The organism is Streptomyces sp. NPDC021096 (genome assembly GCF_040641275.1).
Classification (GTDB): Bacteria; Actinomycetota; Actinomycetes; order Streptomycetales; family Streptomycetaceae; genus Streptomyces.
Genome location: NZ_JBFADG010000009.1, coordinates 1 through 16992 on the forward strand (window position 1 = coordinate 1; position 16992 = coordinate 16992).

Here is a 16992-nt window from a genome sequence, read left to right on the forward strand (position 1 = left end):
CCCGCTGGCCCCCGCGCGCAGCGCCTCCACCACGTACTCGTCGAGGTCGAACGTGGTCAGCACCAGCACCTTCGCGGGGGGGGGGGGGGGCGGCCGGGGGGGGGGGGGGGGGGCCGCCGCCCCCGCCCAGGGCGGCGGGCGGGGGGGGCGCCCCTCCCCCCCCCGCCCCACCGCGCCCCCCGCCCCCCGCCGGCGCCCCGCCCCACCCCCCGGGGGCCCCCCCCCCCCCGCCCCGGGGGGGGGGGGGGGGGGCCCGCCCCCCCCGCCGCGGGGCCCGGGGCTATCCCCGGGCCCCGCGGTGTTCCACGAGCCGGTGGTACGCCTCGAGCCCGTCCGGCACCCACAGCCAGTCGTCCAGGCGGGCCCCCAGCTCCTCCTCCGACAGGAAGCCGTACCAGGCGACCTCTTCCTCCTGGGGCCGGACCGGAAGGTCGAAGCGGACCTCGTAGACCGCCGACCACCAGCTGTGCTCGGGTGTCTCGTAGAGGAAACGGAACAGCGGCGTGGGGGCGGGCAGGCCGCTGACGCCCAGCTCCTCCTCCGCCTCCCGCAGCGCGGCCCCGTCATAGGACTCGCCCGTCCCGAGGACCCCGCCGACGAACATGTCGTAGTGCGAGGGGAAGACGAGCTTGCGCGCGGTGCGCCGGTGCACGAAGATCCGCCCCCGTGCGTCCCGCGCCTGGACGAACACACAGCGGTGCCGCAGCTTCCGCGCGTACACCTCGCCCCGCTGCGCCTGCCCCACCACCCTGTCGTGCTCGTCGACGATGTCCAGCACCTCATCGGCCCCGAGCGGCTGCTGATCGGTCATGGGGCCATCCAACCAGCCGGGGGTCAGTGCGGCTGCAGGTCGCGGACCTGGCCGGGCGCCGCCGTCCCCGAGGGCATGGCCGGATGCCGGCCGATCAGGACGATCCCGAGGACGATCGCCACCACGCCCGCCGCCTGGGCGGCCAGCGCCCCCGGCGTCGTCCGCAGCTGGTCGCCCATGAACCCGACGCCGCAGGCGATCCCCGCCAGCGGCTGGGCGGCGGTCAGGGCGGGCAGCGACATCCGCAGGGGAGCCGTCTCGAAGGCGCTCTGCACCAGCACCAGCGCCGTCACGCCGAGCGCCGCCACCGCGTACGGCTGCCAGCTCGTGGCCAGGACGGTCCACCCCTGGCCCAGCAGGCTGCCGCACACCCGGGTGAGCGCGTCCTGCACGCCGTAGAGCAGCCCGGCCGCCACCGCCAGCAGGGCCGCCTCCGTACTCATCCGCACCCGCTTGGACAGGGCCGCCAGCAGCAGGGCCGCACCCACCATGACGCCGACGACCAGCCAGTGGCGCAGCGGATCGGTCACGGTGCGCCCGCCGTGCGGCCGCCCCGCGACGATGAAGGCGGCGACCCCGCCCGCCAGCAGCCACAGGCCGCCCCAGCCGGTGAGCCCGAGCGGCGCTCTGGTCCGCCACCGGGAGAACGCCATCGCGAACAGCAGGTTCGTCGCCAGCAGCGGCTCGACCAGCGAGACCTCGCCCCGGCCGAGCGCGATCGCGCCCAGCGCCATGCCGCACACCATCAGCGCGATGCCCGCCAGCCAGCGCGGCATGCGGGCCAGGTCCAGCAGCAGCCGGAGCGAGAGGAAGTCGCTCATGGGGGCCCGCTGTGCGGCGTCCTGCTGGAGGACGAACCCCACACCCAGGAAGCATGCCGCGCTCACGGCGAAGGCGAAGACCATCACGTCGCGCACCTCAAGACCGAGCGGTCGTCGGAGACTTGACACCACAGACGATAGCCGCCGCAGGGGACGACGTGGCGGTCGAGTACCCCTTTTCAGGGCTTTCATCCGGTCGGGGCGTTGACGATTCCCGGCTTTTTTCGAACAGTAGTTCACATAGGTGTGTGTGCCCGTGGCGTTCCGCACCCCCCGCCCGGGAGGCCTCCGGCAACTGGGGCTGACGGTACGTTACTTGACGTAACGTCAGCATCAAGACCGGCCTTGACTCGGAGCCGTGACTACCGGTTTGCTGTGCGTGATCGAGAACGCATGCGCACGGACGCCCCCCGACCCGGCGCCCGGAGGGGACGTACGCCGTGGAGGAACCCCGCAGATGACGCCCCCACCCCCCTTGGGCCGCCCCCGGAACAAGGACGGGCCGAACTTCGACCCCGCCCTGGACGACGGCGAACTCGCGACCGTACGCGACGCGCTGATCCGGGGCCGCTGGGCCGACACCCGCACCCTGCTCGCCCGCACCGGCGACGACTGGGACCGCCGCGGCCACCGCCTCGTCGTCCTCGCCGAGGGCTCCACCAGCGCCGCCTGGGCCCGGGAGTGGCAGCTCGCCGAGCCCGACAGCCCCGACGCCGCCGCCCTCCTGGCCTGCGCCACCGTCGTCCGCGCCCTGCACGGCAAGGACAGCCCCGACGCCGCCCGTGCCCTGTGCCTGACCGCCGCCCGCATGGCCCCCCGCGACCCGACGCCCTGGCTCGCCATCCTCCTCCTCGCCCGCCGCACCGGCACCGACGACGAGCGCGTGCGCGCCTTCGACCAGGTGCGCGCCCGGCACCGGGACCACCACCACGCCCACCACCTGATGGCCGCCTGCCTGGCCGAACGCCAGGAGGGCGACCGCGACGACCCGCTGCACGAGGTCTACGACTTCGCCTCCTGGGCCGCCGAACAGGCCCCCGCCGACTCCCCGCTGGCCGTGCTGCCCGTCGTCGCCCACGCCGAGCGCTACCGTGTCCTGGCCGGCGCCGGCCTCGAGCCCGCCGACCCCGCCCGCTCGGGACACTGGTCCACCCGCCGGGCCCGGCAGGTGATGAAGGCCGCGTTCGACTGGTGGCTCGAATGGGACATCGATGAAGACGCGGCGGACACGGCGGACACGGCGGGCACCACGTCCCACCCCCGGCGCAAGGTCGACCTCAACTACCTGGCCCACGCCAAGCTGCACGAGGGCCGGCCCGCCGAGGCCGCCGCCCTGCTCACCCGCATCGGGCCGCACGCCACGCACGCCCCCTGGTCCTACCCCGACCGGGACCCCAGAAAGAGCTTCCGGGCCGCCCGCCGCGCCGCCCTCGGCGCCGCCTGAACCACGGCCCCGCACCGCCTCGCACCACCCGCACCACCCCGGCTCCGCTCACCCCCACGGGAAGGACGGCCCCGCCATGTCGACGGGCAGCACGAGCGAGATCAGCACCTTCAAAGGGCAGGAGAGACGCCTGCGCGCAGGCCGCATAGGAGTGGCCGGCCTGCTGCTCTCGGTCGTCGCCGCCAGCGCCCCGCTGATGGTCACCGCGGGCGTCATGCCCACCACGTACGGGACCATGGGCATCGTCGGCCAGCCCCTGCTCTTCGTCATCCTCGGCGTCGTCCTGACGCTGTTCAGCTTCGGCTACGCCGAGATGAGCCGCCACGTCCACAACGCCGGAGCCTTCTACGCCTACATCGCGCGCGGCCTCGGTGGCACCGCGGGCGCCGCCGCCTCCGTCGTCGCCCTGGTCGCCTACAGCGCCATGCAGTTCGCCATCTACGGCATCTTCGGCTTCGAGCTCTCCGGGCTCCTCGAGAAGCACCTCGGCATCGCCGTCGCCTGGTGGGTGCCCGCACTCGCCGCCGTCGCCCTCGTCGGCGCGCTCGGCTGGCTCAAGATAGACCTCAACGCCAAGGTCCTCGGCGTGCTCCTGCTCATCGAGTGCGCCATGGTCGTCGTCTTCGACGCCGCGGCCCTCGGCAGCCCCGGACCGGACGGCGTCTCCCTCGACGCCTTCGACCCCGCCACCCTCTCCGGCGCCGGTCTCGGCACCGCGCTGTGCTTCACCATCGCCTCCTTCGTCGGCTTCGAACAGGCCGCCGTCTACGCCGAGGAGACCAGCCGGCCCCAGGTGGCCGTCGCCCGCGTGACCTTCCTCGCCGTCGGCTTCGTCGCCCTGTTCTTCGCCTTCGCCTCCTGGGCGCTGAGCGTGGCCGCCGGGCCCTCGCAGATCATCGCGCTGGCGCAGAAGCAGGGCCCGAACCTCCTCTTCGCCCTCACGGAGGAACGGTTCGGCACGACCTTCACCGACGCCATGCACCTCTTCTACGTGACCGGCATGTTCGCCGCGATGCTCAGCTTCCACAACGTCGTCGCCCGCTACGCCTTCGCCATGGGCCGCGAGGGCCTGCTGCCGGCCGCCATGAGCCGCACCTCCAGGACCAGCGGCGCGCCCGCCTACGGCTCGCTGCTGCAGAGCGCCGTCTCGCTGCTGGCCGTCGCGCTCTTCGCCCTCACCGACGACCGCCCCCACGGCGACCCGACCGCGCCCGTCCTGCGGCTGTTCACCTGGATGGGCAACGTCGGCGCGCTCGGCGTCATCGTCCTGATGGCCGCCGCCAGCGCTGCCGTCATCGTCTTCTTCGTACGACGCGGCGCGGCCCGCGCCCAGGCGCCCCGGCTGATCGCCTCCGGGACCGCCGGGCTGATCCTGCTGGTCATCGTCGGCTACGCGGTCAAGGACTTCGACGTCCTGCTCGGCGCCGGACCCGGCGGGGTCCTGGGCTGGATCCTGCCCGGCCTGATCGGCGCGGCCGTCGTCCTCGGGCTCGGCTACGGGCTCGTGCTCAAGGCCGCACGCCCGCAGGTGCACGCGCGCATCGGGCTCGGCAACGAGGCGTTCCAACTGGAGAAGGCCGCCAAGGAGGCGGCATCCATGCCCCTTGGACCCACCGGTCCCACGACACCCGGAAAGGTTTCCTCATGACGTGCTGCCCCTCCGGCTCCCCGGCCGTCGCGCCCCATCCGCTCGACCCGCTGAGCGCCGCCGAGATCGCGACGGCCCGGCGCGTGCTCGAGGAGGCGGGCAAGGTCCAGCCGTCCACCCGCTTCCCGCTGGTCCTGCTCGACGAGCCCGACCGGCACACCGCCGCCGTCCACCGGCCCGGCGACCCCGTCGTACGGCGGCTGCGCGTCACCCTGCTCGACTCCGTAACCGGCGCGGCCGCCGAGGCGCTCGTCGACGTCACCGGCGCCCTGCTGCTCTCCTACCGCGACCTGGACGTGGCCACCGACGGCCAGCCGCAGGTCATGTTCGAGGAGTACCCGGTCGTCGAGGCGATCGTGAAGGCCGACCCCGGCTGGCGCAAGGCCATGGCCGAGCGCGGCGTGGACGACACCGGCCTGGCCGTCTGCGCCCCGCTCGCGGCCGGCGACCTCGTGCTCGACCGGCCCGGCCGCCGGCTGCTGCGCTGCCTGACCTGGCTGCGCTGCGACGCGACCGACAACGCCTGGGCCCACCCCGTGGGCGGCCTCGTGGCCGACGTCGACGTCATCGAGCGGCGCGTCGTACGGATCATCGACACCGGAGCGGTGCCCGTACCCACCGAATGCGGCCGGTACGAGCCCGAGTTCACCGGCCCGCCCCGCACCGACCTGCGCCCCCTGGAGATCACCCAGCCCGAGGGGCCGTCCTTCCGGCTCGACGGGCCCCTGCTGACCTGGCAGAACTGGAGCTTCCGCGTCGACTTCAATGCGCGGGAGGGCCTCGTCCTGCACCGGATCACCCACCGGGACGGGCAGGACGGCAGGGAGCGGCCGGTCCTGCACCGCGCCTCCCTCGCCGAGATGGCCGTCACCTACGGCGAGCCCGAGGAGAGCCGCAACTGGGTGGCCTTCCTCGACGCCGGCGAGTACTCCCTGGGCCGCAACGCCAACGCCCTGCGGCTCGGCTGCGACTGCCTCGGCGAGATCCGCTACCTGGACGCCGTCGTCGCCGACGACTCGGGCCACCCCGAGACCCTGTCCAACGCCATCTGCATCCACGAGGAGGACCACGGCCTCCTGTGGAAGCACACCGACATCTTCAACGACAACGCCGCCCACAGCCGCCGCTCCCGCCGCCTGGTCATCTCCTTCATCGCGACCGTCGGCAACTACGACTACGGCTTCTACTGGTACTTCCACCAGGACGGCACCATCGCCTTCGAGGCCAAGTCCACCGGCATGGTGCAGACCGCCGCCGTCGAGCCCGGCGCCGGCTCGCCCCACGGCACCGAGGTCGCGCCGGGCCTGCTCGCCCCGTACCACCAGCACCTGTTCTGCGTCCGGCTCGACGTGGCCGTCGACGGGCTCGCCAACACCGTCGAGGAAGTGGACGTCGTCCCCGTCCCGGCCGGCCCCGGCAACCCCGCCGGCAACGCCTTCACCACCCGTACGACCGTCCTGGCCGACAGCGCGGACGGCGGCCGGGTGGCCGACCCCGCGGCGGGGCGGCGCTGGCGGATCACCAACCCCGGCTCGCACAACCGCATGGGGCAGCCCGTCGCCTACACCCTCGTACCGCAGCCGGGGCCGCTCGTCCTGGCCCAACCCGACTCGGCCGTGGCCCGGCGCACGGCCTACGGCGCCAAGCACCTGTGGGTCACCCGCCACCGTGCCGACCGGCGCTACCCGGCGGGCGACTACCCCAACCAGCACCCCGGGGGCGCCGGGCTGCCGCAGTGGACCGCCGGCGGCGAGAGCCTGGAGAACACCGAGCTGACCGTCTGGCACACCTTCGGGCCCACGCACCTGCCGCGCCTGGAGGAGTGGCCGGTCATGCCGGTCGACCCCACCGGTTTCTCCCTCAAGCCCACGGGGTTCTTCGACCGCAACCCCGCCCTGGACCTGCCCGCGGAGAAGGGCCGCGGCCACCGCGCGGTGTGACGCCCGGGGGAGGGCGCGCCCTCAGCTCTCCAGCGCCTTCCCCACCCGCCGCGAGACGGTGAACTCGTACAGGTCCAGCACCCCGGGCGGCTCCGCCAGACCCGGTCCGCCCGAGCGCACCCACGCGGCGATGTCCGCCAGCGCGTCGTCGTCGTTGACCAGGCCCAGCCACACGGGCCGGCCCCCGGCCGCCCGCCCCGCCGCCGACGGCTGCACCACCACCACGTTCGCCTGGTCGCACACGTCCAGGCACTCCGAGGCCCGCACCGGCGCCGCATCCCCCAGGGCCCGCCGCAGCCGTGCGATCTGCCCCGCGTGGTCCACGCCCGGCACCTTCGCCGGGTCGCCGCAGCAGCAGCCCCGGCACACGGTGACCCGGCAGGGTGCGGCGGACGGGGCGGCGCTGCGGGGGCTCTGGGGCGTCATCCGGATGATCTTACGCAGACTCGAACGCCAGCACGAGGGGTCGCCGGGGGCCACCGGCGCGAAAGAGCCGGAAAAACAGAAGAACCCCAGCTGATAGCTGGGGTTCCCGCTGGTGTCCGAGGGGGGACTTGAACCCCCACGCCCGATAAAGGGCACTAGCACCTCAAGCTAGCGCGTCTGCCATTCCGCCACCCGGACCAGGTGTCTGTCTTCGCGGGGTGTTCCCCGCGGCGACATGGAAAACAATACCAAACATTCAGCGGTGCTCGATCACGCTCCCGGGCCGCCGGGCGGCGCCGGTCGTTGCGGGCGTGTGTCGGCCGCATTGCGGCCTTGGGCTGGGGGAACGGGAGGGGGAGGATGGCCGTGGACCCACGCCGGGGAGCCGCGCACACCTGCCGCGGCCGACCGGCGGCGAACCACGAGGAGGCAGCGTGAGCGAGTCGAAGCCGGCCACCGTCGGCACGGGCAGGAGCGCGGGCAACGCCGAGGCCGAGGTGGTCGACCTCTGCCGCGACCTGATCCGCATCGACACCAGCAACTACGGCGACCACTCCGGCCCGGGCGAGCGCGCCGCGGCCGAGTACGTCGCCGAGAAGCTCGCCGAGGTGGGCCTGGAGCCGACGATCCTCGAATCCCACCGGGGGCGGGCCTCCACCATCGCCCGCATCGAGGGCGAGGACCCGTCCCGGCCCGCGCTGCTCATCCACGGCCACACCGACGTCGTCCCGGCCAACGCCGACGACTGGACGCACCACCCGTTCTCCGGGGAGATCACGGACGGCTGTGTGTGGGGGCGCGGCGCGGTCGACATGAAGGACATGGACGCGATGACCCTCGCGGTCGTACGGGACAGGCTGCGCAGCGGCCGCAAGCCCCCGCGCGACATCGTGCTCGCCTTCCTCGCCGACGAGGAGGCGGGCGGCACCTACGGCGCGCGCTACCTGGTCGACAAGCACCCGGGCCTCTTCGAGGGCGTGACGGAGGCGATCGGCGAGGTCGGCGGCTTCTCCTTCACCGTCAACGAGCAGCTCCGGCTCTATCTGGTGGAGACCGCCCAGAAGGGCATGCACTGGATGCGCCTCACCGTGGACGGCACGGCCGGGCACGGCTCGATGACCAACAAGGACAACGCCATCACGGAGCTGTGCGAGGCCGTGGGGCGGCTGGGGCGGTACGAGTGGCCGGTCAGGGTCACCAAGACCGTACGGTCCTTCCTGGACGAGCTCTCCGACGCGCTCGGCACGGAGCTGGACCCCGAGGACATGGAGGGCACCCTCGCCAAGCTCGGCGGCATCGCCAAGATGGTCGGCGCCACGCTGCGCAACTCCGCCGCCCCCACCATGCTGGACGCGGGCTACAAGGTGAACGTGATCCCGGGCCAGGCCAGCGCCCATGTCGACGGGCGCTTCCTGCCGGGGCACCAGGAGGAGTTCCACGCCGACCTGGCCCGCATCCTCGGCCCCCGGGTGAAGATCGACCAGGAGCGCTCGCACCTGGACAAGGCGCTGGAGACCGACTTCGACGGCAAGCTGGTCGACGCGATGCAGACGGCGCTGCGGGCCGAGGACCCGATCGCCCGCGCCATCCCGTACATGCTCTCCGGCGGCACCGACGCCAAGCACTTCGACGACCTGGGCATCCGCTGCTTCGGCTTCGCCCCGCTCCAGCTGCCGCCGGAGCTGGACTTCGCCGGGATGTTCCACGGAGTGGACGAGCGCGTGCCCGTCGATGGTCTGAAATTCGGTGCGCGGGTGCTCGACCGCTTCCTGGATGAGTGCTGACTTCGGTCCTGAAAGGGCGTCAGACTGCGCGTATTTGGCGCTTCCTTCGCCGGAAAGAGTGAACGCCTACGTCCTTACGTAGCCCCTATTCCTCCTCGTCGTTACAGGTGTGCGGTCCGCGGCTGGGACCGCATTGCCAACAAGGAGGAATCCATGCTCAAGAAGGTCGTCGCCGCCGCGGCAGCCACCAGTGGTCTCGTACTCGTGGGCGCGGGCGTCGCCGCCGCCAGCGGGGGTGCCCAGGGTGCTGCCGTGAACTCTCCCGGCGTCGTCTCGGGCAACGTCATCCAGGTCCCGGTGGCTGTGCCGGTGAACCTGTGTGGCAACACGATCAACGTCGTCGGGCTGCTCAACCCCGCCACCGGTAACACCTGCGTCAACAAGTGACGCCGTGTCCCTACCCGAGGGACTGAACCGCGGTGGCTCCGGAGCGCGCGCCATGCGCTCCGGGGCCGCCGGGCTTTGGGGCCATAGGGATGGGACCAGGTTTTCCGCGCATGGGTGGGGAAATGTACGCCCTTGCGCATTCCGCATGGCAAGCAGAGCAGCAGAGGGGCAAGACGAAAATGCGACAGGTCACCAAGAAGGGCCTGATCACCGTAGCGGCGGCCAGTGGGGTCATCGCCGCTGTCACCGGCGGCTACGCTCACGCCGACTCGGGTGCCAACGGCGCCGCGGCGCACTCCCCGGGGGTCGCTTCGGGGAACACCGTTCAGGTTCCGGTCCACGTGCCGGTGAACGCGTGCGGCAACACCGTGAACGTCGTCGGGTTGCTCAACCCCGCGACGGGCAACCGCTGTGCCAACGGCGGCCACGGCCACGGCGGCCATGGCGGCCACGGCAACGGCGGCGCGCTGGCGAACGGCCACAGCGTCGGCTCGCCCGGTGTGGCCTCCGGCAACACCGCGCAGGTCCCGGTCAGCATCCCGGTCAACGCGTGCGGCAACAGCGTCAACGTCGTCGGGATCGGCAACTCCACGCACGGCAACACGTGCGTCAACAACGGCCACGGTCCGGCCCAGCAGGGTCACGACCACGGCCACAAGCCGCCGCACCACGGCGAGAAGCCGGGGCACCCGGGCCCGCAGAAGCCCGGTGGCGGGCACCACAACCCACCCACCGAGGAGAAGCCCGGCCACAAGCCGCCGGCCAAGCACCACGACGAGCCGGCCGGCCACCCCGGCGCGCCGGGTCACCACCAGGCCAAGCCGGCCATGGAGGTGAAGGACGCGCACCTTCCCGCCGCGCCCCTCGCCGAGCACCGTCCGGCCACGGTCGCCCAGAAGGCCGCGGAGCTCGCCCACACCGGTGCCGGTCAGCTGGGTGCGGCCGGTGCCGCCAGCGCGGGCCTGCTGCTCGGCGGTGCGATGCTCTACCGCCGTGCCCGTGGGGCGCAGGGCTGACACGCCCGAACGGCTGAGCCGGTCCAGCACCGGCACGGAGCGGGCCCCGCAGTCGCGGGGCCCGCTCCGTATGCGTTCACGCCCGGGTGCTCACCCGGTCGCCGTGCGGTACCGCGGCGCGGTACCGGGTCACCATGTGGCGCGGATCTGGCGGATGATCCGTCGGCGCAGCCGCACCCTGCGGCTGCCGTCGGGATAGAGGCGCAGTCGGTCCAACTCCCAGTGTCCGTACTCGGCGTGTTCGGTCAGCAGGCGTGTGGTCGCCCCGCGGGAGACGCCCCGGGGCACATACACATCGCAGAATTCGTATTCCGGCATCGCATCTATTGTGCGGGAACGGGCCCGGTGCGGATAGCGTCTGCACTATGTCTGATGCTGCGCAGCCAACCGCTGCCGAGGTACGGGCCGCCGCCGAGGCGGTCAAAGCCGCTCTGGACCGCCACCTCGAGGCCGTCGAACGCCGTTCGGGGGAGGACGACCCGGCCGTCTACGCCGCGTTCAACGAGCTGGCCGCGACAGCCGAGGCGTACGACGAGCTGCTCTACGACGCCTATGACGAGGTCACCCCCTTCGAGATCCCCGGGGACGACACGCTGCCCGCCTATGCCGGGCCGGACGAGCCCAGCGCGCTGAGCGTGCTGATCCGCAGGGACTACGCGGTGGTCGAGCCGCAGCGGCTGCTCGCCCAGGCCCAGCGCGTCGCCGACCTCGATCCGGACGTCGATGTCGACACGGACGCAGGGGGGCACGGCGGCGCGGCGGGCATCGTCGGCCACAGCGTGCACGCCGCCCTCGGGGTGCTCTTCGGCGAGTACGAGCCGGACGAAATCGCCTCCCGCCACAAGGAGTTCGGCCTGGAGGAGGGCGACTCCACGCTGTGGGTGTCGGCCGCCGAGGAACCGGCCGAGCCGGGGGAGTGGCTGGGCGAGCCCTTCGACCAGGCCGATCCGCAGCGGGTCATCTGCCGCTTCGACGTCAGCGCCGTCTTCGACGAGGAGCTGGGCATCGAGGACGGCGATGACGACGGTGACGACGAGGACGACGACGGCCTCGACGACGATCTCGACGTCGACGACGGGGAGGGCGACGACGGCCGGACCGTGCGGCGCCCACGCCGCTGACCTCGGCTTTTCCGGCCGCCCCGGCGGCTCCTCACGGAGCCGGCGGGGCGGCCGTCGCTCATTCGGCGGGGCGGCTCTGCGCCTGCAGCAGGGACCGCAGACGGGTGGTCCGCTCCTTCGCCGGCACCTCGGCGACGGCGCGGGGCAGCGCCTGGTCCACGCCGTGCACCACCGACAGATGCCGCTCGGCGCGGCTGAACGCCGTGTAGACCCATGAGCGCGTCAGTGACGCGGCGGCGTCGCCCGGCAGGACCACCACGGCCGCGGGCCAGCGCGTCCCGGCGGCCTGGTGGGCGGTCACGGCCCAGCCGTGGCGCACCTCGTCCGCGACGCGGTCCGGCGGTACGACCACGGGGGCACCGCCGCAGTCCAGGCGCAGTCCCCCGGCGTCCGCCGAGGTCACGGTCCCGGGGAGCATGCGGCCGGGGGCGGGGACGTACGCGACGCGGTCGCCGGGGTCGAAGCCGCCGAACCGGCCGGGGCCGGGGTTCAGCCGCTCCTTGAGCGCCGCGTTGAGCGCACGGGTGCCGACGGGGCCGCCATGGCCCGGGGTGATCACCTGGGTGCGGTCGGCGGGCACGCCGATCGCGCGCGGCACGGAGTCGGCGACCAGCTGCACCGTGCGGTGCACCGCCTCGCCCGGGTCCCGCACCGGGACGATCACGACCTCCTTGCCGGGCGCGGCCACCTGCTGGAGCTCGCCGACGCCGATGCCCGAGACGAGCTCGCCGAGGGGGCCCGGGTCCGGGGTGCGGGAGACGACCACCGGGCAGGCGCGGGCCGCCACGACGTCCGCGAACACACGGCCCGGGCCCGCCGACCACAGCACGCCGGGGTCGCCGCCGAGCACCAGCCGGGTGCCGTCGGCGAGCGACTCCACCAGCAGCGCCGCCGTCTCCACGTCCAGCTGCGGGGCGTCGAGGACGGCGAGCACGTCCAGGGCCAGGCAGCCGTCCTCGTCGCGCCCGGGGCCCTCCTGGCCGGACAGCAGCCCGGCGACGGTGACGGCGTCGGGGACGCCCAGCTCGGTGAGGCGGCGCCGGCCGTCCTCGGTGTGCGCGGCGGCGCAGGCGCGCAGGCCCAGCCCGGCCGCCGCCGTGACCAGGGCGGCGGGCTCGGCCCGGGCGGCCTCGCCGCCGCTGTGCGCGACCAGGCCGCAGGCCCCGGCCGCGCGGATCAGCTCGGCGGCGGAGGGGGAGGGGGCGGCGCCGGCCGCCGCTTCCCAGTCGGCCTCGGGCAGGGTGGCGGCGATCAGCCGGGCGAGGCCGTCGGCGAGGCTCTCCTCCGCCATGGCGTAGCGGTCCAGGCCCAGCAGCAGGGACACCGGGGACCCGGCGTCGCCCTCCTCGCTCTCGCTCTCGCCTTCGCCCTCCGGTCCCTCCTGGAACACCAGCACCGCGCCCTCCGCGATGGCGCTCTGCAGCGCCTCGTCCGGGTCGGGCACCGAGCGCCGGGCGAGCTCGGCGCGCAGCGCCGGGGCGTCCAGCACGGTGTGCCCGGCGAGCGCGGCGCGCTCCAGCAGCCATACGACGAGCGCCTGGGCCCGCCGCTCGTCGCCCGGCCCGCACTCGGGGCCCAGCAGGGCGCGCGCGAAGCCGTCGGCCTGCTCGGGCCGGACGCCGGGCACGGCGAGCAGCCGCCAGGGGTCTTCGCGCAGGACATCGGCGGCCTGCTCGCCGAGCGCCTGCGCGGCCTGCGGCGCGAGCTGCTGCGGCGCGCCGCCCGCGGCCAGCACCTCGACGAGGCCCGCGCTGGGCGCGACCGCCGCCCGGGCGGCGGGGGCCGGTACGGGCCGGGCGGGCTGGGCGGGCGAGGTCCGCGCCGCCGGCCTGGGCCTGGGCTTGGGCTCGTTGAAGAACGACGCCGCGGACCGCTCCCCGCTCTCCACGGCCCGCACCGCTGCCGCCAACGCCTCGGCCACGGCCGACCGCGCCTGGCCGCCGTCCTCGCCGCCCTCGCCGCGCGCGGCCGGTACCGCACCCGTGGTGTCCTCGGCACCGCCTTCCGCGTCCGCCGCGGCGTGAGTGCCGGCCGCACCGGGGACGTCCGGCTCCGTGCCCGCGCCGTCGGCGCCGGTCTCGTCCGCCGCGGCGTCGCTGCCGCGCTCGGCACCGCCTTCCGCGTCCGCCGCGGCGTGAGCGTCGGCCGCACCGGGGACGTCCGGCTCCGTGCCCCCGCTGTCGGTGCCGCCCTCGCCGCGCGAAGCCGGCACCGCACCCGCCTCCTCGGCACCGCCGCTGCCCTCGCCGGGCGCGGCCGGCTCCGTAGCGCCGGCGTCGTCGGTGCTGCCGTGCGATGCCCCGGTCGCCTCCGGGGCGGGGCCGGTCGGGCGGGGGGCGGCCTCTTCCGCGGGCGCGGCGGTGGGTTCACCGGCGAGGTGACCGCGGTCGTTGGTCACAGCGTGCTCCAGTCCTGGTCGGGGTAGCGGTGCACGGGCACCGACACGTCGTCGAGCGCCTGGCAGATCTCGTCCGGAAGACTAAGGGTCTCCACTGACAGTGCCGCCCCGAGCTGCTGCGCGGTGCGGGCGCCGACGAGCGGGGCGACGACGCCGGGGCGGTCGCGGACCCAGGCCAGGGCCACCTGCAGGGGGGTGACGGCGAGGCCGTGGGCCGCCGTGGTGACCGCGTCGACGATGCGGGCCGCCGTGTCGTCCAGGTAGGGGGCGACGAAGGGGGCGAGGTGCTCGGAGGCGCCCCGGGAGTCGGCCGGGGTGCCGTGCCGGTACTTGCCCGTCAGCACGCCCCGGCCCAGCGGCGAGGACGGCAGCACGCCGATGCCGAGGTCGAGCGCCGCGGGCAGGACCTCGCGTTCGATGCCGCGCTGCAGCAGCGAGTACTCCATTTGCGTACAGGCCAGCCGGGTGCGCACCGCGGGCTCCGCGAGCTGCCACGTCGCGGCCTTGGCGAGCTGCCAGCCGCAGAATCCGGCGACCCCGGCGTAGCGGGCCCGGCCGCTGCGGACGGCGAGGTCGACGGCCTGCAGCGTCTCCTCGACCGGGGTGGCGGCGTCGAAGGCGTGTATCTGCCACACGTCGACGTAGTCGGTGCCGAGCCGCTCCAGGGAGGCGTCGAGCGCCGCGAGGAGGTGGCCGCGCGAGCAGTCGACGCGCCGGTCGGGGTCCAGCACGCTGCCGGCCTTGGTGGCGATGACCAGGTCGCGGCGCGGTACGAGGCCCTCCAGGAGCTGCCCGAGGAGGTACTCGGCGCCGCCGTCCGCGTAGACGTCCGCGGTGTCCACGAGCGTGCCGCCCGCCTCCCAGAAGGCCTTGAGCTGCCCGGCCGCCTCGTGCTCCCCGGTGTCCCGGCCCCAGGTCAGGGTGCCGAGCCCGAGCCGGGATACCCGCAGGCCAGTACGGCCGAGATGCCTTTGTTCCATGAGCGCTGAGAGTACTGTTCGCGTCGCACCGCGTCGCCGTGCCGCCGCCGGGCCCGGTGAACTGCCCGATGACGTACCCCAGGTCCGCGCGCTAGAGTCCGGCGACAACGACGTTACTGATGAGTAAGGGGTGCCCGTGAGCGGGATGAGGCTCGGAATCAACCTCGGCTACTGGGGAGCCGGGATGGACGCGGACAACCTCGCCGTCGCCCGCGAGGCGGACCGCCTCGGCTACTCCGTCTGCTGGGCCGCCGAGGCGTACGGCTCGGACGTGCCGACCGTGCTGTCGTGGGTGGCCGCGCAGACCGAGCGCATCGACGTCGGCTCGGCGATCCTGCAGATCCCCGCCCGTACGCCCACGATGACGGCGATGACCGCCGCCACCCTCGACTCGCTCTCCGGCGGCCGCTTCCGGCTGGGCCTGGGCGTCTCCGGCCCGCAGGTCTCCGAGGGCTGGTACGGCGTGAAGTTCGACAAGCCGCTGGCCCGCACCCGCGAGTACGTCGAGATCGTCCGCAAGGCGATGTCCCGCGAGCGCGTCACCCACGAGGGGGACCACTGGACGCTGCCGCTGCCCGGCGGCCCCGGCAAGCCCCTCAAGCTCACCGTGCACCCCGTGCGCGAGCGCATTCCGCTGTACATCGCCGCGATCGGCCCGAAGAACCTCGAGCAGACCGGTGAGATCGCCGACGGCGCGCTCGTCGTCTTCTTCGCCCCCGAGCACGCCGAGGAGACCACCCTCGGCGCCCTGCGCGCCGGCCGCGCCAAGGCGGGCAAGGACCTCGAGGGCTTCGACCTCGCCCCGACCGTCCCCATGGCCGTGGGCGAGGACGTCGACGCCCTCGCCGACCTCTTCCGCCCCTACACCGCCCTCTACGTGGGCGGCATGGGCAGCGCCAAGCAGAACTTCTACAACAAGCTCGCGCAGCGGATGGGGTACGAGAAGGAGGCCGCCGAGATCCAGGAGAAGTACCTCGCCGGCGACAAGGCCGGCGCGGCCGCGGCCGTCCCCCGCAAGCTGATCGACTCCACCTCCCTGCTCGGGCCGGTCGAGCGCATCGCCGACCGCATGCAGGCCTACGCCGACGCGGGCGTCACCACCCTGTCGCTGGCCCCCGCCGGGTTCACCCGGGAGGAGCGGCTCGCGAGCCTGCGGACCGGCGTCGAGGCGCTGGAGCGGGCCGGACTGGCCTGAGCGGACCCCGACCGGCCCCTCGAAGGAGGGGCCGCGGCCGTGGTGGGGGCTCGGGGGTCGTCTTCCCCGCCACGGCCGACACCGAACACAACGCCCGGGCGCCCCGGTGGTTACGCGCCGGGGAACCCTCGAATCTCCGCCCGAACTCCTCCGTTCGGCCGAGCGTGCGCCGTCCCTGATTGCCGCGCCGCGCGCGGGGCCGTTGACTCGGTGCAGACGGAGGTGAGGGCCATGCTCACGGCCAGGGGTCTGTTCCAGGAGATCATCGACAACGACGAGGCCTATCAGCTGTTCTGCTCCATCGCCGCGAGCGGCGAGCAGCAGGGCGGCTGGGAGAACGGCCGGATCGCGGCCCTGGTGCCGGAGAGCAGGCGCACGCTCGCCCCCAAGATCGCCCGGCACGGTGCCGACGAGGACAAGCACGGACGGATCTTCCAGGCCCTGCTGCACAAGCGCGGACTGACGCGGATCGAGGCGCCGCCGGAGACCGACTACACCATGATCCTCGAGCGCGAGGGCATCGGCCTCCCGCACGGGAAGCTGCGCGGCCAGGAGCCGCTGACCGAGCGCGACATCATCGCCTACCTCGCCCACAGCCGGGTCACCGAGCAGCGCGCCTCCGACCAGATGGCCATGCTCATCACGTGCTTCGGCGACCACCCCGAGGTCGGCAGGGCCGTCCGCATGATCGGCGACGACGAGGCCAACCACCTCGCCTACTGCCACGAGGAACTGCTGCGCCTCGCCGCCGCCGGGCACGGCCGGACCATCCAGGCGCTGCTGCGGGAGAGCGCGCTCGCCGAGATCGCCGTCTACCGGGACGTCAGCCTCGCCGTGATGAGCCGCATGGGCCGTATCCTGCGCTGGCCGAAGGCCAAGTCGGCCGCGCTCGCGGCGGCCATTCACGCCGTGTACGCCTACGAACGGCTCGTCGGCTGGCGGCGGATGGTCTCCCTGCGCATGCCGGAGCGGCGGGACGCCCTGGGCGGTGCCCCCACCACGGCCGTCGAATTCGCCTGAG

At 74.0% G+C, this 16992-nt stretch carries 15 protein-coding genes, 1 tRNA gene and 1 pseudogene; 9 read left to right on the plus strand and 8 right to left on the minus strand.

Annotation, left to right across the window (positions count from 1 at the left end; all coding sequences use genetic code 11):
• The 3 genes and pseudogenes from AB0G59_RS14925 to AB0G59_RS14935 form a co-directional block, all read right to left on the minus strand.
• Positions 1 to 78: pseudogene (locus AB0G59_RS14925) on the minus strand (DNA-binding response regulator); the annotation flags it as partial.
• A 202-nt stretch (positions 79 to 280) separates the two neighbouring features.
• Positions 281 to 811 carry an NUDIX domain-containing protein gene (locus AB0G59_RS14930; RefSeq protein ID WP_360911582.1) on the minus strand — a complete coding sequence of 177 codons (531 nt, stop codon included), beginning with the start codon at positions 809 to 811 and terminating at the stop codon, positions 281 to 283.
• A gap of 23 nt (positions 812 to 834) precedes the next feature.
• Entirely contained in the window at positions 835 to 1716 is an 882-nt protein-coding gene (locus tag AB0G59_RS14935; RefSeq protein WP_360911874.1) for a DMT family transporter, read from the minus strand.
• A 373-nt stretch (positions 1717 to 2089) separates the two neighbouring features.
• On the opposite strand from AB0G59_RS14935, the gene AB0G59_RS14940 reads away from it, so the two are divergent.
• The 3 genes from AB0G59_RS14940 to AB0G59_RS14950 all read left to right on the plus strand — a co-directional run bounded on the left by AB0G59_RS14940 (position 2090) and on the right by AB0G59_RS14950 (position 6664).
• Positions 2090 to 3076 (plus strand): hypothetical protein, encoded by a 987-nt coding sequence (locus AB0G59_RS14940; protein ID WP_360911584.1) that lies wholly within the window; start codon positions 2090 to 2092, stop codon positions 3074 to 3076.
• A 76-nt stretch (positions 3077 to 3152) separates the two neighbouring features.
• A complete protein-coding gene (locus AB0G59_RS14945; protein ID WP_360911586.1) occupies positions 3153 to 4724 on the plus strand; it encodes an APC family permease in 1572 nt (523 codons plus the stop codon).
• Positions 4721 to 6664 carry a primary-amine oxidase gene (locus AB0G59_RS14950; RefSeq protein WP_360911588.1) on the plus strand — a complete coding sequence of 648 codons (1944 nt, stop codon included), beginning with the start codon at positions 4721 to 4723 and terminating at the stop codon, positions 6662 to 6664. The genes AB0G59_RS14945 and AB0G59_RS14950 overlap by 4 nt, the downstream gene beginning before the upstream one ends.
• A gap of 21 nt (positions 6665 to 6685) precedes the next feature.
• Here the strand turns inward: AB0G59_RS14950 and AB0G59_RS14955 are convergent, their stop codons facing one another.
• Positions 6686 to 7090: a (2Fe-2S) ferredoxin domain-containing protein gene (locus AB0G59_RS14955; protein ID WP_360911590.1), complete on the minus strand. Its 405-nt coding sequence runs from the start codon at positions 7088 to 7090 to the stop codon at positions 6686 to 6688.
• Positions 7091 to 7200: 110 nt separating this feature from the next.
• Positions 7201 to 7288, minus strand: a tRNA-Leu gene (locus AB0G59_RS14960).
• Positions 7289 to 7524: 236 nt separating this feature from the next.
• Here AB0G59_RS14960 and AB0G59_RS14965 point away from each other — a divergent pair.
• The 3 genes from AB0G59_RS14965 (at position 7525) to AB0G59_RS14975 (ending at position 10277) form a co-directional block, all read left to right on the plus strand.
• Complete coding sequence (locus AB0G59_RS14965) at positions 7525 to 8874, plus strand: M20/M25/M40 family metallo-hydrolase (protein WP_360911592.1); 1350 nt, start codon at positions 7525 to 7527, stop codon at positions 8872 to 8874.
• Between the two features lie 153 nt (positions 8875 to 9027).
• A complete protein-coding gene (locus tag AB0G59_RS14970; RefSeq protein WP_071961929.1) occupies positions 9028 to 9261 on the plus strand; it encodes a chaplin in 234 nt (77 codons plus the stop codon).
• A 179-nt stretch (positions 9262 to 9440) separates the two neighbouring features.
• The gene (locus AB0G59_RS14975) at positions 9441 to 10277 is read left to right on the plus strand and encodes a chaplin (protein WP_360911594.1); all 837 of its coding nucleotides are present in this window, start codon (positions 9441 to 9443) and stop codon (positions 10275 to 10277) included.
• Between the two features lie 129 nt (positions 10278 to 10406).
• On the opposite strand, the gene AB0G59_RS14980 is transcribed toward AB0G59_RS14975, so the two are convergent.
• Positions 10407 to 10595, minus strand: coding sequence for a DUF5703 family protein (locus AB0G59_RS14980; RefSeq protein ID WP_071961927.1), 189 nt, complete (start codon positions 10593 to 10595; stop codon positions 10407 to 10409).
• Between the two features lie 47 nt (positions 10596 to 10642).
• Here AB0G59_RS14980 and AB0G59_RS14985 point away from each other — a divergent pair, with 47 nt between their 5' ends.
• Complete coding sequence (locus AB0G59_RS14985) at positions 10643 to 11398, plus strand: hypothetical protein (RefSeq protein WP_360911597.1); 756 nt, start codon at positions 10643 to 10645, stop codon at positions 11396 to 11398.
• A gap of 58 nt (positions 11399 to 11456) precedes the next feature.
• Here the strand turns inward: AB0G59_RS14985 and AB0G59_RS14990 are convergent, their stop codons facing one another.
• Both AB0G59_RS14990 and AB0G59_RS14995 read right to left on the minus strand, forming a co-directional pair.
• Complete coding sequence (locus tag AB0G59_RS14990) at positions 11457 to 13796, minus strand: helix-hairpin-helix domain-containing protein (RefSeq protein ID WP_360911599.1); 2340 nt, start codon at positions 13794 to 13796, stop codon at positions 11457 to 11459.
• Positions 13793 to 14776: an aldo/keto reductase gene (locus AB0G59_RS14995; protein ID WP_360911601.1), complete on the minus strand. Its 984-nt coding sequence runs from the start codon at positions 14774 to 14776 to the stop codon at positions 13793 to 13795. The genes AB0G59_RS14990 and AB0G59_RS14995 overlap by 4 nt, the downstream gene beginning before the upstream one ends.
• Positions 14777 to 14921: 145 nt before the next feature.
• On the opposite strand from AB0G59_RS14995, the gene AB0G59_RS15000 reads away from it, so the two are divergent.
• Together AB0G59_RS15000 and AB0G59_RS15005 are read left to right on the plus strand one after the other, a co-directional pair.
• Positions 14922 to 15971, plus strand: coding sequence for an LLM class F420-dependent oxidoreductase (locus AB0G59_RS15000; protein WP_360911876.1), 1050 nt, complete (start codon positions 14922 to 14924; stop codon positions 15969 to 15971).
• Positions 15972 to 16202: 231 nt separating this feature from the next.
• Entirely contained in the window at positions 16203 to 16991 is a 789-nt protein-coding gene (locus AB0G59_RS15005; RefSeq protein ID WP_360911603.1) for a ferritin-like domain-containing protein, read from the plus strand.
• The last annotated feature ends 1 nt before the right edge of the window (position 16992 follow it).

Excerpts from the sequence above, each read along its gene's own strand:
- AB0G59_RS14930 (WP_360911582.1), bottom strand. The coding sequence starts at position 811 with ATGACCGATCAGCAGCCGCTCGGGGCCGATGAGGTGCTGGACATCGTC.
- AB0G59_RS14935 (WP_360911874.1), bottom strand. The coding sequence starts at position 1,716 with ATGGTCTTCGCCTTCGCCGTGAGCGCGGCATGCTTCCTGGGTGTGGGG.
- AB0G59_RS14940 (WP_360911584.1), top strand. The coding sequence starts at position 2,090 with ATGACGCCCCCACCCCCCTTGGGCCGCCCCCGGAACAAGGACGGGCCG.
- AB0G59_RS14945 (WP_360911586.1), top strand. The coding sequence starts at position 3,153 with ATGTCGACGGGCAGCACGAGCGAGATCAGCACCTTCAAAGGGCAGGAG.
- AB0G59_RS14950 (WP_360911588.1), top strand. The coding sequence starts at position 4,721 with ATGACGTGCTGCCCCTCCGGCTCCCCGGCCGTCGCGCCCCATCCGCTC.
- AB0G59_RS14955 (WP_360911590.1), bottom strand. The coding sequence starts at position 7,090 with ATGACGCCCCAGAGCCCCCGCAGCGCCGCCCCGTCCGCCGCACCCTGC.
- AB0G59_RS14970 (WP_071961929.1), top strand. The coding sequence starts at position 9,028 with ATGCTCAAGAAGGTCGTCGCCGCCGCGGCAGCCACCAGTGGTCTCGTA.
- AB0G59_RS14975 (WP_360911594.1), top strand. The coding sequence starts at position 9,441 with ATGCGACAGGTCACCAAGAAGGGCCTGATCACCGTAGCGGCGGCCAGT.
- AB0G59_RS14980 (WP_071961927.1), bottom strand. The coding sequence starts at position 10,595 with ATGCCGGAATACGAATTCTGCGATGTGTATGTGCCCCGGGGCGTCTCC.
- AB0G59_RS14985 (WP_360911597.1), top strand. The coding sequence starts at position 10,643 with ATGTCTGATGCTGCGCAGCCAACCGCTGCCGAGGTACGGGCCGCCGCC.
- AB0G59_RS14995 (WP_360911601.1), bottom strand. The coding sequence starts at position 14,776 with ATGGAACAAAGGCATCTCGGCCGTACTGGCCTGCGGGTATCCCGGCTC.
- AB0G59_RS15000 (WP_360911876.1), top strand. The coding sequence starts at position 14,922 with ATGAGGCTCGGAATCAACCTCGGCTACTGGGGAGCCGGGATGGACGCG.
- AB0G59_RS15005 (WP_360911603.1), top strand. The coding sequence starts at position 16,203 with ATGCTCACGGCCAGGGGTCTGTTCCAGGAGATCATCGACAACGACGAG.